Below are 15,089 nucleotides of genomic sequence, written 5' to 3' on the forward strand. Positions count from 1 at the left end.
GAATAGTCCATAATCTTGAGAAATCGGTAGATAAGATTAGTACCACTTGCCAACAAGCATAGCCGTGTTTTTTTAGCAAGCTGTTACCTTTGAGCCGGTTGCATAAGGCGTATGGCAAAACAGCAAATCGTTCGGGTAGATATTGTAAAAGAAAAAACCTCACTGAGTAAGGCTCAGAAAGAGTTTAATGAGCTGACCCGGCAAATCGAGAAAACAGAGAGAGACTTGGCCACTCTGCGCGAAGCTGCCGACCGGATTCAACAGCGGGTTGAGGGAGAACTCCGGCCGCTCCTGAAAAAACTGACCGATGTACAGGTCAAATTGGTTAGGCTGTATGATCGGGCTGCTACGCAACAGGACGTATCGCGCGCAGACAGGCGTAAACTGGCCGAGCTGATTACCGAGCTTACCTTTGACCTGATCGATCAACACGGCATTGATGCGCTGAAGCCCATTCACGATAGGTACAGTGACGTGACGTTTGACGAACGGATACGTCATCAGCAGCAGTCGGATGCCCTGGGCGACAATAAGCGTACAAACGAGGAAGCCCATCCCGAAGGTACGCCTGCCGAGGAAGAGGACAGTTGGGAGAAAGCCGAAGCCGAAGCTGAAGAATGGCGCCGGAAACGGGCCGAGGAGGAACGGGCCGCTCGACCAAAGTCGGAGAAGCAACAGGCACGCGAAGCCAAACGGGCAGAGGAGGCCCGCAACATCACCCGGTCGGTTCGGGCGCTTTATATGGATCTGGTAAAAACGTTTCATCCCGACCGTGAACCCGACGAGACCGAGAAAATCCGTAAAACCGAGATTATGCAGCGGGTTACGCAAGCCTACGACGACAACGATTTACTCGGGTTACTTCGGTTGCAAATGGAGTTTAACCGGATTGATCAGGAACACCTGGAAACCCTGGCGGATGAGCAGCTCGGGTATTACAACAAACTTTTGAAAGGGCAGGTTGCCGAGTTGGATGCTAAACTCTTTGCTCTACAGTCGCGGCTGGGGCGGATGCTGGGCTCGGCATTTGGCTTTATTCATTCGCCGGTAAGTCTCGAATTTAATTTCAACACCTACCTCAACCAGGTTAAAAAGATGCTTAAAGCGTCGAAATCTGATTTGGAGGTATTGTCTGATACCGACATGCTGAAGCTGTGGTTAAAGGGGTACCGGTAGCGGGTACTCTGAGCAGCCACACCAGTATCGGGGTTTGATCCATAGTCTATAACGTGAGCAGGTATTTTCAAAAGTTACTACTTTATCTAATCTGGTTTTCACCGGTTGTTGGGTATGCCCAACAGTTTGAGGTATCGTATCCGGTGCCCCGGCTGGTGGTTCAGCGGGGGGCCGACAATCAAGGGCAATTGTACGTATCGGGCCGTCTCGATTTTGCTGCTGACCGGATTGAGGGGCAGCTTACGCCCGTTGCGGCCGGGCAGGGGAGTGGCACCACTTGGCAGGTTATTCAGACTAACCCGCAAAACGGCGTTTTCTACGGGCAACTGACCGGCACCGGCGGTTGGTACGTGCTTAACCTGCGCGCCATCCGCAACAATATAGTCATCAATGAAACGTCCGTTCGGCCGGTTGGGATCGGCGAGGTGTTTATCACGGCGGGCCAGTCAAACTCGCGCGGGCTGGGCAATGGCGATAACGACCTCGGTACGGCCACCGACCGGGTCAGTACGATCGACACCATCAATCACTATTATCCGTCGGGTCAGCCGCTGTTCTCGTCGGGCGACCCCATGCCGTTTCCCCGGTACAAAGCGCTCACTGCGGCCCGGCGTATGTTTCCCATGGGCGAAAGCTCCTGGGGGTGGGGTGAGTTGGGCGATTATATCGTGAGTCGTTATAATGTGCCGGTTGTGTTTTACAACGCTGGTTGGGATTCATCGACCATTGAGAACTGGATCAACACGGCCAATGGTATACCGGCCTGCAACCGGTACTGGTGTTCGGGTGGAGACTGGCTTAATCTACAGCCATATACCAATCTGAAAAATATTCTGCATTACTACGGCTCAACGGGGGGCGCCCGGGCAGTGCTGTGGCATCAGGGCGAGGCCGAGTACGGCGACAACAGCAGCGGCAGTATCCCGCAGTATGCCACGCGGCTGCGTGAGCTGATTGCCAAGTCACGGGCCGACTTCAACGGGCGGCCACTGCCCTGGGTCATTGCGCGGGCTTCGTTCGACGGTCAGGTGACCCGGCCCGAGGTAGTTGCCAAACAGCAGGAGGTTATTGATACACCTAATTTGCTGGCATTCCAGGGACCGTTAAACGATACGATCATCAACCGGCAGGCGGGTGTAAACAATGTGCACTTCGGGAATGAACTACGCCCCCCTACGCACCCGCAGTATTTCAACAATCCCAATTCAATTCCGGCTTCGATGGGTTTATCGCGGTTTGCCCGAAACTGGAACAACAGCCTGAACAACGCTTTTTTTCAAAATGCCGCTCCGGTACTGCCGCAGCAGTTTGCCGTAACCGGTTCTGTTGCGGGCATCATTGCTCCTGCCGATAGTGTTACCCTGGCGGTGTACACCATCGGAACGTTTGGGGGGGATAATGGCTGGCAGGTTCAATTACTCGACTCAAGCGGGCGCTTTATCGAAGCGTTGCCCGGAGTTGGCACCAACCCGGTCCGAACAAAGCTTCCTTCTGACCTGACAACAGGGTGGTTTCGTCTGCGTTTGGTGGCTACAAATCCAATACTGCCCGCCGTACCAACTAATAAGTTTCAACTGGGAATACCACCCCCACCGCCCCCTGCTCCACGTACCGATCTGAGCCTTGCCATAGTAACAAGTAGCCGGGTCGTGCGGGTCGGCGAAACCCTCACCGTACAACTAATCCTCCAGAATAGTGGTCCCGATTCGGCAACCAACGTACAGGTGCAAAACCGGTTGCCGGCCAATTTGTCGGTGGTAACAACCAGTGGTATGACTAATACCGGTACCGCTTTGGTGGGCAATGTAGCCCAACTGGCCACCGGAGCATCGATAACATTGAGTTTCGGGGTACAGGTACTGGCTGAGGGAACCTACCGCAACGCGGCCGAGATCGTACAAAGCAGCCCCACGGATAGTGATAGCCAGCCGGGAACCGGTACAAGCACCGGTCAGGACGACGAAGCGAGTGTGGAGTGGCGCACGCCGGGTGCGGGCGGGGCAATCTTCGAATCGGCTAACCCCAATCAGGTTCCATTGCCTGCCGTACAGTCCAATGAGCCCGCTCCTGAAGCCAGTCGCGCTGATCTGAGCTTACAACTGGTGACCAATACCCGCACACCAGCTCTCAACGAGCTGGTGTCGTATAGCCTTGTTGTATCAAACCGGGGCGGGGCCTCGGCTACCGCTATTACCGTAGCGGCTACTCTTCCCGCCGGACTTAGCTACGTGAGTGGTTTGTCGGCAACGGGACAGACCGTAACCGGAACTGTCAACAACCTCAATGCCGGGAGTAGCACCACGCTTGTGTTTATGGCTCGCCTGATTGCGACCGGTGAGCAGCTGACCAAAGCACAGATTTGGGCGGCCAACCCCGCCGATTCGGACTCCACCCCGGGGAATGGGACCGAAAATGGCGAAGATGATACCGCCTGGGTCAGTATTCGAGGACGATAGTTACAGAATAGCTTCGCGGACTCGCACGAGCCGTTCCAGCAAGGCTTCTAACTGATCGAGGGGGAGCATGTTGGCACCGTCTGACTTGGCGCAGGATGGATCGGGGTGCGTTTCGATGAAAAGGCCGTCGGCCCCAACGGCAATGGCCGCCCTGGCAATGGTAGCAATCAGGGCCGGTTTCCCACCCGTGACCCCCGATGACTGGTTGGGCTGCTGCAATGAGTGGGTGCAATCCATCACAACCGGCACACCAAACGACTGCATGGCCGGAATATTCCGGTAGTCGACAACCAGGTCGCCGTAGCCAAAGGAGTTACCCCGGTCGGTCAGAATCACCGTAGCTTCCGGGTTTATAGCATGGACTTTTTCGGCGGCAAAATGCATACTCTCGCCCGACAAAAACTGGCCTTTCTTGATGTTCACGGCCTTACCGGTGCGGGCGGCAGCCTCCAGCAGTTCGGTTTGGCGGCACAGAAAAGCCGGAATCTGTAACACATCGACAGCCTCAGCAGCCATAGCGGCTTCGTCGGACTCGTGAATGTCGGTCACCGTTGGGATGTTGAAAGTAGTACCAACCTCCTTCAGGATCGACAAGGCCAATTCATCACCGATGCCCGTAAACGAGTTCGCTTTGGTTCGGTTGGCTTTGCGGTACGAACCTTTAAAAATGTACGGAATTCGTAGCTTATCGGTAATGGTAACAATGCGTTCGGCAATTTGCAGAGCCATGTCGCGGCCTTCAATGGCGCAGGGACCAGCCATCAAAAAAAAGTTGGGCGAATCAGTATGGCGGAGCTTCGAAAGTTGGATCATACGTATTGGTAGCCTATTGAGGCATACAAAGGTGCAACGGATTTTAGGAACTCAGTAGTTCGGTATCGAAGCCCTCGTATAGCCGCCCGATTCGGCGCTTTGTGCACCAAAGAGTACGGTTTGGTAGGAAAGAGGCTTTAGTAGACGGTGTAGGATTAAACTCTATAGTCAATATATAAACTACTATAAATCAATAATTTATATTTAATTACGGCATAGGTATTAACGCCCAGGCTACAAAAAAATTGTTTGACAATGATAGGGGAAATGGTTTTCTTTGTGCCGTTTTTCAACCCCAATTGACTACTAAAATGTCAGAAATTGCACAAAAAGTTAAGAACATTATTGTTGAGAAATTAGGTGTCGAAGAGTCTGAGGTTACGCCTGAGGCAAGCTTCACCAACGACCTGGGGGCCGACTCGCTTGACACTGTTGAATTGATCATGGAATTTGAGAAAGAATTCAACATTTCTATCCCTGACGATCAGGCCGAAAACATCGGCACCGTTGGTCAGGCGATCACCTATCTCGAAGAAAACGCTGGCAAGTAAGCCTGCACAGGGCCTTCTACCTGTTTGAGTCTTTAGGTTTTCTCTTCGAAAGCTTAACTACTCAAACACGTAGCGCCTGTTTTCTTCTTATTATTCCATCTGCAGTTTTCCTGTATGACCTTCCGACGAGTAGTAGTTACGGGCCTTGGTGCCCTCACCCCCATCGGTAACGATGTGCCCACGTTTTGGGATGGCTTGGCCGCTGGTGCCAGTGGTGCCGGCCCAATCACCAAATTCGATGCGAGCAAGTTCAAGACCCAGTTTGCCTGCGAACTGAAAGGGCTCGACGTTACTCAGTACATCCCTCGTCAGGATGCGCGCAAAATGGACCCCTTCACCCATTACGCACTGATTGTGGCCGAACAGGCAGTGCAGGACTCGAAGCTGGACCTGGAAAAAATTGACAAAAACAAGGTCGGCGTTATCTGGGGATCGGGTATTGGAGGTCTGAAGTCGTTTGAAGACGAGGTGATCGACTACGCCAAAGGCGACGGTACTCCTCGGATCAATCCGTTCTTTATTGTTCGCATGATTGCCGACAGTGCACCGGGCCAAATCTCGATGCGCTATGGTTTCCGCGGACCCAATTACGTGACGGTATCGGCCTGTGCGTCGAGCCTGAACGCGATGATCGATGCGTTCAACTACATCCGTCTGGGCCGCATGAATATCTGCGTGACCGGGGGCTCCGAAGCCGCCGTCACCAAAGCCGGTATTGGTGGTTTCAACGCGAACCGGGCCCTCTCGGAACGCAATGATGACCCCATGACGGCCTCTCGCCCGTACGATAAAGACCGCGACGGTTTTGTACTGGGTGAAGGCGCCGGTGCCCTGATTCTGGAAGAGTATGAGCATGCCAAAGCACGGGGCGCCAAAATCTACGCCGAACTGATTGGCGGGGGCATGTCGTCCGATGCGTTTCATATTACGGCCCCGCACCCCGATGGGTTAGGTGCCCGTTTGGGTATGCACGATGCGCTCGATGATGCCGGTATCAAGCCCGAAGAAATTGACTACATCAACACACACGGCACCTCGACGCCCGTAGGCGACCCGCAGGAGCTGAAGGCCATTCACCAACTCTTTGGTGACCATGCCTTTGCCATCAACATTAGTTCGACCAAGTCGCAGATTGGCCACCTTCTCGGAGCGGCCGGGGCGGTGGAATCCATTGCCTGTCTGTTTGCTTTGGAACGCCAGATTGTGCCTCCAACGATCAACCACTTTACCGACGATCCTGAGATTGACCCCCGGTTCAACCTGACGTACAATCAGGCCCAGCCCCGCAAGCTGACCACGGTCATGAGCAACGGATTCGGTTTTGGCGGGCATAACGCATCGGTTATTTTCCGTAAACTTTCCGACTAAGTGCAACTCGCTTTGCCTCGTAGCTACTTTGCCACGTTTCTGAACCTTTTCCGCTCGCAGGATGCCGACAAACGGAAAAAGTTAAAGAATGCTGTCGCCCATATTATCGGGGAAAATCCGTCGAACCTGCGCCTGTACCAACTGGCGCTACGGCACTCGTCGGCCTCCCGGGAGACGGTCATTGTAGGCTTTCGCGAGTCGAACGAACGACTTGAATACCTTGGCGACGCCGTACTGGGTATGGTCATTGCTGAGTTTCTATTCAAAAAATACCCGTACAAAGACGAGGGTTTTCTGACCGAAATTCGGTCGCGGATTGTGAACCGGGAGATGCTTAACGGTATCTCGCGCAAAATCGGCCTCGACCGGCTCATCGAGTACGACGGGGCCCGTACTAAAAGTCTGCCCGCCCGTACCTCTATGTATGGCGATGCGCTGGAGGCTCTGGTTGGTGCCATTTATCTCGATAAAGGTTTCCGGTTTACTCGCCGGTTTATCCTGAAGAACCTGCTGTCGCACTACGATATCGACTCGCTGGTGCAGAACAATGCCAATTTCAAGAGTCGCCTGATTGAGTGGGCGCAACGTGAAGGTAAAGAAGTACGGTTTGATATTATTGCCGAGAAAGGGAATAGCCATTACCGGGAGTTTATCGCGCAGATCGTGATTAACGAAGAACCCTTTGCCACGGGTAGCGGCTATTCCAAAAAGAAAGCGGAACAGTCAGCTGCCGAGAAAGCCCTTGAGCTTCTCGATGCCAAGTAGACGTAGCTCAAACTGTATGATACCCTGAATGCCATGTGCCCAAACACATGGCATTTTTTTGTGGAGTATAGGCCGGGCTTTCTGTCAAAATGACCCAATTGGCGTAGTGAGAGGCTCTTTATCGTGTCAATTTGGCCGTATAGTAGGGCTGGTACAAAACTTGACTAACCGATGGTAGATAACAAATACAGAAACCGTTAATCAAACCAGTACCATGAACGCTTTAACCCGCTCTAACCAGTTCCCCTCGTTGATCGAAACGTTTCGCATGAACAGCCCCCTGGGTCGTGAAATTAACGACTTCTTCAGCCAGAGCACACAGGCGCCCAATAGTGTACCAGCCGTAAACGTAGCCGAACATACCGATGGCTTTCGGATTGAGGTAGCGGCCCCTGGCCTGAAAAAAGAGGATTTTAAATTGAGCCTGAACCATACGAACCTGACGATTTCAGCGTATCAGGAGAATAAGACTGAAGAGAAACCGAACGAAAAGTACACGCGCCGGGAGTTTAGCTATTCATCGTTTCAACGGACGTTTATGCTGCCCAACTCGGTCGACGTGGATCAGATTCGGGCTACCTATACCGATGGAATTTTGAGCATCGAGATTCCGAAGCGTGAGGAGGCTAAACCCAAGCCACCCCGGCAAATTGAAATTGGCGGTTAATCGGAACCGAACCGTGACTGTACCCGGTCGCAGGGGGCGAGGCCATACGGTTTTGCTCTCTGCGACCGGGTACGCATACGGCGGGTGGGGCGGGTATGGAGGTGGATAATTGTGGGGTGGCCCATGGTAAATTTGGCTCAACAATCGCTTGTTAATAATTGTTAAGTACCCACTTGTCCACGAATTTTTTGACCCCAGGATTCCGTTATTTTGCTGAGTAGCTCGTGACTCACAGACATGAGCAAGCTATGAAGACAACCTGTCGGATCACCGACAATGCATTACCCTCAAAAACTAATGAAAAGCAACTGGAAAGTATTGACGCTGATTGCCATCTTATCGAGTGCAATCACCCTGGCGGCCTACAACTTCCTTGGCTTTAACAAGCGGGATGTTGTATTCAATGAGTCGTCGACCCCGACCATTACGGGTCGGTTAGCCGCCCTCACGGGCAACGGGACGAGCGCACCGGGCGATTTCGCTTATGCCGCTGAGTCGGCCACCCCAACGGTGGTACACATTCGCACGACGGTAACGCGCACGGTTCGTCAGCAGCAGGTTCCGGATATTTTCCGCGAATTCTTCGGCGATGAGTTTGGTGGCGCACAGCCCCGGCAACCCCGCCGTCAGCAAGGACAAGCCTCCGGTTCGGGCGTAATTATCTCGAAAGACGGCTACATCGTAACCAACAACCACGTGGTGCAGGATGCCGATCAGGTAGAGGTGGTGATGACCGACAAGCGGAGCTTTAAAGCCAAAGTGATTGGCACTGACCCCCTCACCGACCTGGCCGTGATTAAGGTGGAAGCCGGTGGTAGCCTGCCCGCCATTACCTTGGGCGATTCAGACAACCTGAAACTGGGCGAATGGGTGTTAGCCGTTGGTTATCCGCTCGACCTGGAGTCGACCGTAACGGCTGGTATTGTTAGTGCTAAGGGCCGTGGTATCGGTATTCTGAACCAGAACGTAGATCGTAATGACCGCAACGCCGACACGCCCATCGAATCGTTTATTCAGACCGATGCAGCCATCAATCCTGGTAACTCGGGTGGGGCACTCGTCAACCTGCGTGGCGAACTGGTAGGTATCAACTCGGCCATTGCCTCGGCAACGGGTTATTACAGTGGCTATGGTTTTGCCGTACCGGTGTCGCTGGTGAAAAAAGTAACGGCCGACCTACTGAAGTACGGTAACGTACAGCGTGGCTACCTTGGTATTCTTCCGATTGAGCTGGACAGCAAACGGGCTGCCGAACTGAACGCCAAAGTGGGCCGGGGTATTTATATCGATAATGTGGTCGACAATGGAGCTGCTAAAACCGCTGGCTTGCAGAAAGGCGACGTGATCGTGAAAATGGAAGGTCAGCCGGTTGATTCAGACGCCCAAATGCGCGAGATCATTGGTCGCCGTCGTCCGGGTGATGTGATCAACGTCACGGTAAACCGGGGTGGTACCGAGCGCGATTTCAAAGTAGAACTTCGTAACCGCAACGGCGGCCGCGACGTGATCAAAAAAGCCGAGGCCGCTACGGCATCGCTTGGTACGTTAGGAGCCGAGTTTGAAGACATCAGCGCCCGCGAGCTGCAACAGGCTGGCCTGAGCGGTGGGGTGCGTGTGAAGAAGATTCTTGACGGCAAACTGGCTGAAACCGATATTGAAGAAGGTTTCATCATTGTGAAAGCCAACGGTAAGAATGTAAAAACTGTGAAAGACCTGCAAACGATCATGGCTAACGTGAAAGAAGGCGAAGGTCTGATGCTGATCGGTATGTATCCGGGAAGCTCACGGATGTATTACTACGCCGTGCCGGTGTAACGGCTGATAATAAGCAACTTGCTATACGGAGGTCTGCCCTTGATTACGGGGTAGACCTTTTTGTTTGCCTAAATTTTGTGAATAGTATTTCAGTAGTTTGGTCATTTTGTGGAACTTTGCCCCGTAAATCACCAATCTACATTCCCTCATGATCACTGATTCGCCCGTTGCGGATGCACCTAACAATCAGTCTGTCAATAATGGACCGGTACATTCGGCCATTACGTACGAAAAAATTCCCACCCACATTTATGCCGATGCCAAGGCCGCATCGCGGGCAGTAGCCCACGAAATCGCGGATCTGATCCGGCAAAAGCAAGGGGAAGGAAAACCTTGCATTCTGGGGTTAGCCACCGGATCGTCGCCTAAGACGGTCTACGCCGAATTGGTTCGGATGCACCGCGAAGAGGGACTGAGTTTCCGCAATGTCGTATCGTTCAACCTGGACGAGTACTACCCCATGGAGCCCGATTCGCTGCAGAGCTACTGGCGTTTCATGCGGGAGCAGCTATTCGACCACGTCGACATTCCGGCTGAAAACTACCACGTACCCGACGGCACTATCCGCTACGACAAAGTAGCTGAGTTTGTGAAGCGGTACGAGGAGATGATTGCCGAAGCGGGCGGGCTCGATTTTCAGTTGCTCGGTATCGGGGGGAACGGCCACATTGGGTTCAACGAACCGGGGTCGCTCATCAACTCGCATACCCGCCTGATGATGCTCGACCACTCGACACGGGCGGCTGCCTCGGGCGATTTTGGTGGTTTGCCCCGCACACCCCGCAAAGCTATTACAATGGGGGTTGCGAGTATCCTGGCTGCCAAACGCGTAGTGCTGCTCGCCTGGGGTGAGCGCAAAGCCCCCGTGATTCGCGGGGCGGTTGAAGGTACCGTAACCGAAACCAACCCGGCTTCGTACCTGCAAACGCACCCCAACGTGCTGTTTGTGATCGACGAAGCAGCGGCCTCCGAGTTGACCCGGATGAAATCACCCTGGTTGGTCGATACGGTAGTGTGGGACAACAAGATGATTAAGAAGGCGGTTACGCACCTGTCGCTGACACTGGGCAAACCGATTCTGAAACTCACCGACCGCGATTACAACGATAACGGGATGAGCGACCTGCTGGCTCAGTACGGGCAGGCATACGACATCAATATCGATGTGTTCAATCAGTTGCAGCATACCATTACCGGCTGGCCCGGCGGTAAGCCCAACGCCGATGATACCAACCGCCCCGAGCGCGCCCTGCCTGCTCAGAAACGTTGTATCATTTTCAGCCCGCACCCCGACGACGATATTATCTCGATGGGCGGTACGTTCCAGCGTCTGCACGATCAGGGACATGAGGTACACGTAGGCTACCAAACGTCGGGCAACATTGCCGTTGCCGATGATGAGGCTCTGCGATTTGCCGATTATGTGGTCGACTTCAACTCGAAATTTGGCATCAATAGCCCCGAAGCAACGCGTATTTTCCAGGATGCCGCTACGTCGCTGCGTCTGAAGAAAGACAGCGAAATGGATACACCTGAAGTGCGGCACGTGAAAGGCCTGATTCGGATGGGCGAAGCCAAAGCGACCTGCCGGTTTGTGGGTATTCCCGTCGAAAATGCGCACTTCCTGAATATGCCGTTCTACGAAACGGGTAAGGTGGAGAAGAAGCCGCTCGGCGAAGACGACGTGAAAGTGGTGATGGATTTGATCGAGAAAATCAAGCCGCATCAGATTTATGCCGCCGGTGACCTCGCCGATCCGCACGGTACGCACAAGGTGTGTCTCGACGCTATCATGGAAGCCGTACGCCGGCTGAAGCACAAAAACTTCATGAAGGACTGCTGGGTATGGTTGTACCGGGGCGCCTGGGCCGAGTGGGATGTGAGCGAAATCGAGATGGCCGTCCCGATGTCGCCCGATCAGGTGATGAAAAAACGTTTGGGTATCTTCAAGCATCAGTCGCAAAAAGACGGCGTGGTGTATCAGGGTACCGACTCGCGGGAGTTCTGGCAACGCGCCGAAGAACGCAACCGGGGTACCGCTGCTATCTACAACCGCCTGGGCCTGGCTGAGTACGAGGCTATGGAAGCGTTTGTACGCTGGAAATTCTAATAAAGAGTTAAACGGTAAGACGGGGCCGCCCGGTGGTTAATAGTTAAGAGTTGGTGAAGCGTAAGCCGTGGGCCTGCGTCAGCCAACTCTTAACTTTATATAGATGCTTTATGCTATTTAACGACATTCTCTCTGTCAATATCCGGCCGCAGGGTGCCGAGCTTACGTCTATTTTTCATAAGCCTTCGGGTACTGAGCACCTCTGGCAGGGCGACCCAGCCGTGTGGGGCTGGCACGCTCCAAATCTGTTTCCGGTGGTGGGTGGATGCCTGAACAATCAGATTTGGGTGGATGGGCAGGCCTACCCGATGGGTCGTCATGGCTTCACGCGGCAGTCGGTGTTTGCTCTTGCCGAGCAGACCGAGTCGATGGCCCGGTTTGTACTGACCGACTCTGAAGAGACGCGGGCGTCGTACCCATACCGATTTGTGTTTGAGATTGTGTACACACTTGAGGGGGCCACGTTGGCTGTTACGTACCGGGTTCGTAACACCGATGACCGCCCGGTTTTTTTCTCGGTGGGGGCGCATCCGGCGTTTAACGTGCCGTTTGGTGCCAATGAAGATTTAACCGATTATTGGCTTGAGTTTGCGTACACCGAGCCGTTGCAGACCCATCTGCTCTCGCCCGAAGGGTATTTTACCGGCCAAACTGAGCCAATTGAACAGATTGACAACCGGATTCCGCTCACCAAACACTTGTTCGACAAGGACGCGCTGGTGATCAAGAGTTTGCGTTCGCGTGCGGTGCAGATTCGAAGCAAAAACCACGACCGGGCCGTAACCGTGCGATTCGACCAGTTTCCGTATCTGGGCATCTGGGCCAAGCCCGGTGCGCCATTTGTGTGTATTGAGCCCTGGCTTGGTTGTGCCGATTCGGTGGGTGAGCCGGTGCCGTTCCCGCAAAAAGAAGCGATTCAGCAGGTGGGCGTTGGCGAGGTCTTCGAAGCTACGTTTACTGTTACCATTGGCTAGAGATGTCATCTTGTTTGGAAAGATGACATCTCTAGCCAACGCATAGTCTGAAAACGTTCAAAGATGACATCTCTCCAAACGAGATGTCATCTTTGAACGTTTTCAGACTATAACCGCAGGCTTCGCAACCGCAGGCTGTTGGTAACCACCGAAACCGAACTGAGCGCCATAGCAGCCCCCGCGAGCATGGGGTTGAGCAGAAACCCGAAGGCTGGGTACAGTACGCCGGCGGCAATCGGAATGCCGATCAGGTTGTACACAAACGCCCAGAACAGGTTCTGCCGAATGGTTTGTACGGTACGCTTCGATAACAACAAGGCTTTGGGTACGCTGTTGAGGTCGGAGGTGAGGAGCGTCATTTTGGCTACGTCCATCGCAATATCCGACCCCTTGCCCATCGCCAGACTCACATCGGCCTGAGCCAGAGCCTGCGCGTCGTTGATACCATCGCCTACCATTGCTACCACCTTGCCCTTTGCCTGCAAGGCTTTAATAAACTCCCCTTTGTCGTTGGGCATGGCCTCGGCCGTAAACTCACGTATGCCGACAGCCTTGGCGACAGCCGCAGCCGTTTCGGGGTTGTCGCCCGTAAGCAAATGCACCGAGATACCCCGTTGTTGTAACGTTTGAATAGCGGCCGCCGACGTGGGTTTGATCGGGTCGGCAATGGCAATCAGGGCCAGCAATTGATTTTGGTCGGCGAAGTACACCACCGTTTTGGCTTGTTGCCGGAGTTGTGCCGCCTGCGTCTCGGCTGCATTGGTAGCCAGGCCCTGCTCGCGCATGAGTCGGCCGTTACCGATCCAGTAGGTTTCGCCCTCAACCGTACCTTGCACACCCCGACCCGTGAGGCTTTCGAATCGGGTGGGCGATACCGCGCCTGGCCGCACACCGGCCTCTTTCAAATGCTCAACCACGGCCTCGGCCAGTGGGTGCTCCGACTGCGCTTCGAGCGATGCAAGTACGGCGTTGAGGTGGTCGGTGTCGGGGCGATGACTCAGCCAGACAAAATCCGTAACCACGGGTTTTCCCTGCGTGATGGTGCCTGTTTTGTCGAGCACCACGGCATCGACACGTTGCCCCAGTTCGAGGCTTTCGGCATCTTTGATCAGAATGTTGTGTTCAGCGCCTTTGCCAATACCGACCATAATGGCCGTGGGGGTTGCCAGACCCAGCGCACAAGGGCAGGCAATAACCAGCACCGTGACCGAGGTAAGCAACGCCTGCGCAAAGGCATTGCCGCCCGGCGCGAGGGCATCGCCCGCCAGTAGCCACACCGCAAAGGTGAGCAGGGAGATACCAATTACGACGGGGACAAAAACGCCCGCAATTTTATCGACCAATTGCTGTACGGGGGCTTTGCTGCCCTGTGCTTCCTGCACCATCCGAACAATGCGCGCCAGCATGGTATCGTTGCCGACTTTGGTGGCCCGCATCCGAAAACTGCCTTTCTGGTTGATGGTGCCCGCAAAAAGGGCGGCTCCGGCGGTTTTGGCCACGGGGACGGGTTCACCCGAAATCATGCTTTCGTCCACGTACGACTCACCTGTTTCGACCAGCCCATCCACCGGAATCTGCTCGCCCGGCCGTACACTCAGCCAGTCGCCTACTTGCACGTCGGTCACAGGGGCTTCGCGTTCGGTGCCGTCGGGGCCGAGCAGATGCACCGTTTTGGGTTGCAGGTTCATCAGCTGCCGAATGGCCGACGATGTGTTCGACTTGGCTCGTTCTTCGAGCAGCTTGCCGAGCGAAATAAACGTAATGACCACAGCGGCCGCTTCGTAGTAAACGTGCGGCATTTGGCCCCGATGGTGCCAGAATTGGGGATAGATCGTGTTGAAGGCACTAAACAGAAAGGCAATGCCCGTGGAGAGGGCCACCAGCGTATCCATGTTGGCCCGCCCGTGCCGCCCTTGTTTCCAGGCGTTGATAAAATACGACCGGCCCAGCCAGAACACGACCGGCGCCGACAGCAACAGGCTGATCCAGGGTGTGTAGGCCCAATCCATAAAAAACATGCCCAGAATAACCACCGGTATCGAGAGCGCAATAGCCCCCGTGGTGCGCGCTTTGAGCTGTTCGTACTGGCGCTGCTGGGCTTCCTGCTGAATCTGGAGCGGGTCTTCGTCGTCGATGACGAGGTCGTAACCAACCGACCGAACGGCCTGCTGAAGAGCCTCCTGCGAGACTGTGCGCGGGTTAAACTGCACCGAGGCCGACTGGTTGGCGTAGTTGACTGTGGCGTTGCTGACGCCGGGGGTATGCTTGAGTATCGACTCTACGCTGACGGCGCAGGCCGCGCAACTCATTTCGAGTACCGGGTACGTCTTTCGGACTTCGGTGCCAATTAGCTGAGTCATGATTCGTTTTTGGTTGTGGGGTCAGGGCTGGGCG

The 15,089-nt window shown here is 54.4% G+C and carries 11 protein-coding genes; 9 read left to right on the forward strand and 2 right to left on the reverse strand.

Features of this window, described 5'->3' with window-relative positions:
• Positions 1-111 precede the first annotated feature (111 nt).
• Positions 112-1,176 (forward strand): hypothetical protein, encoded by a 1,065-nt coding sequence (locus tag RUDLU_RS0116895; protein ID WP_019989587.1) that lies wholly within the window; start codon positions 112-114, stop codon positions 1,174-1,176.
• Between the two features lie 53 nt (positions 1,177-1,229).
• On the forward strand, positions 1,230-3,632 hold the full coding sequence (locus tag RUDLU_RS0116900) for a sialate O-acetylesterase (RefSeq protein ID WP_019989588.1): 2,403 nt from the start codon (positions 1,230-1,232) through the stop codon (positions 3,630-3,632).
• Here RUDLU_RS0116900 and kdsA read toward each other — a convergent pair whose 3' ends face one another.
• Positions 3,633-4,445 (reverse strand): 3-deoxy-8-phosphooctulonate synthase, encoded by an 813-nt coding sequence (gene kdsA, locus RUDLU_RS0116905; RefSeq protein ID WP_019989589.1) that lies wholly within the window; start codon positions 4,443-4,445, stop codon positions 3,633-3,635. It lies immediately after the preceding gene.
• 311 nt (positions 4,446-4,756) lie between these two features.
• Between kdsA and RUDLU_RS0116910 the strand changes: the two genes are divergently transcribed.
• The 7 genes from RUDLU_RS0116910 to RUDLU_RS0116940 all read left to right on the forward strand — a co-directional run bounded on the left by RUDLU_RS0116910 (position 4,757) and on the right by RUDLU_RS0116940 (position 12,695).
• Positions 4,757-4,996 carry an acyl carrier protein gene (locus RUDLU_RS0116910; RefSeq protein WP_009284998.1) on the forward strand — a complete coding sequence of 80 codons (240 nt, stop codon included), beginning with the start codon at positions 4,757-4,759 and terminating at the stop codon, positions 4,994-4,996.
• 114 nt (positions 4,997-5,110) lie between these two features.
• Complete coding sequence (fabF, locus tag RUDLU_RS0116915) at positions 5,111-6,364, forward strand: beta-ketoacyl-ACP synthase II (RefSeq protein ID WP_019989590.1); 1,254 nt, start codon at positions 5,111-5,113, stop codon at positions 6,362-6,364.
• Entirely contained in the window at positions 6,365-7,129 is a 765-nt protein-coding gene (rnc, locus tag RUDLU_RS0116920) for a ribonuclease III (protein WP_019989591.1), read from the forward strand.
• A 214-nt stretch (positions 7,130-7,343) separates the two neighbouring features.
• The gene (locus tag RUDLU_RS0116925) at positions 7,344-7,796 is read left to right on the forward strand and encodes an Hsp20/alpha crystallin family protein (protein ID WP_019989592.1); all 453 of its coding nucleotides are present in this window, start codon (positions 7,344-7,346) and stop codon (positions 7,794-7,796) included.
• 297 nt (positions 7,797-8,093) lie between these two features.
• Positions 8,094-9,611 carry a Do family serine endopeptidase gene (locus RUDLU_RS0116930; RefSeq protein WP_019989593.1) on the forward strand — a complete coding sequence of 506 codons (1,518 nt, stop codon included), beginning with the start codon at positions 8,094-8,096 and terminating at the stop codon, positions 9,609-9,611.
• Between the two features lie 148 nt (positions 9,612-9,759).
• Positions 9,760-11,721, forward strand: a complete 1,962-nt coding sequence (gene nagB / locus RUDLU_RS0116935; RefSeq protein WP_019989594.1) for a glucosamine-6-phosphate deaminase — start codon at positions 9,760-9,762, stop codon at positions 11,719-11,721.
• Between the two features lie 110 nt (positions 11,722-11,831).
• A complete protein-coding gene (locus RUDLU_RS0116940; RefSeq protein WP_019989595.1) occupies positions 11,832-12,695 on the forward strand; it encodes an aldose 1-epimerase family protein in 864 nt (287 codons plus the stop codon).
• Positions 12,696-12,802: 107 nt separating this feature from the next.
• Here the strand turns inward: RUDLU_RS0116940 and RUDLU_RS0116945 are convergent, their stop codons facing one another.
• Positions 12,803-15,055, reverse strand: a complete 2,253-nt coding sequence (locus tag RUDLU_RS0116945; RefSeq protein WP_019989596.1) for a heavy metal translocating P-type ATPase — start codon at positions 15,053-15,055, stop codon at positions 12,803-12,805.
• Positions 15,056-15,089: the final 34 nt, after the last annotated feature.

This window comes from Rudanella lutea DSM 19387 (assembly GCF_000383955.1).
Classification (GTDB): domain Bacteria; phylum Bacteroidota; class Bacteroidia; order Cytophagales; family Spirosomataceae; genus Rudanella; species Rudanella lutea.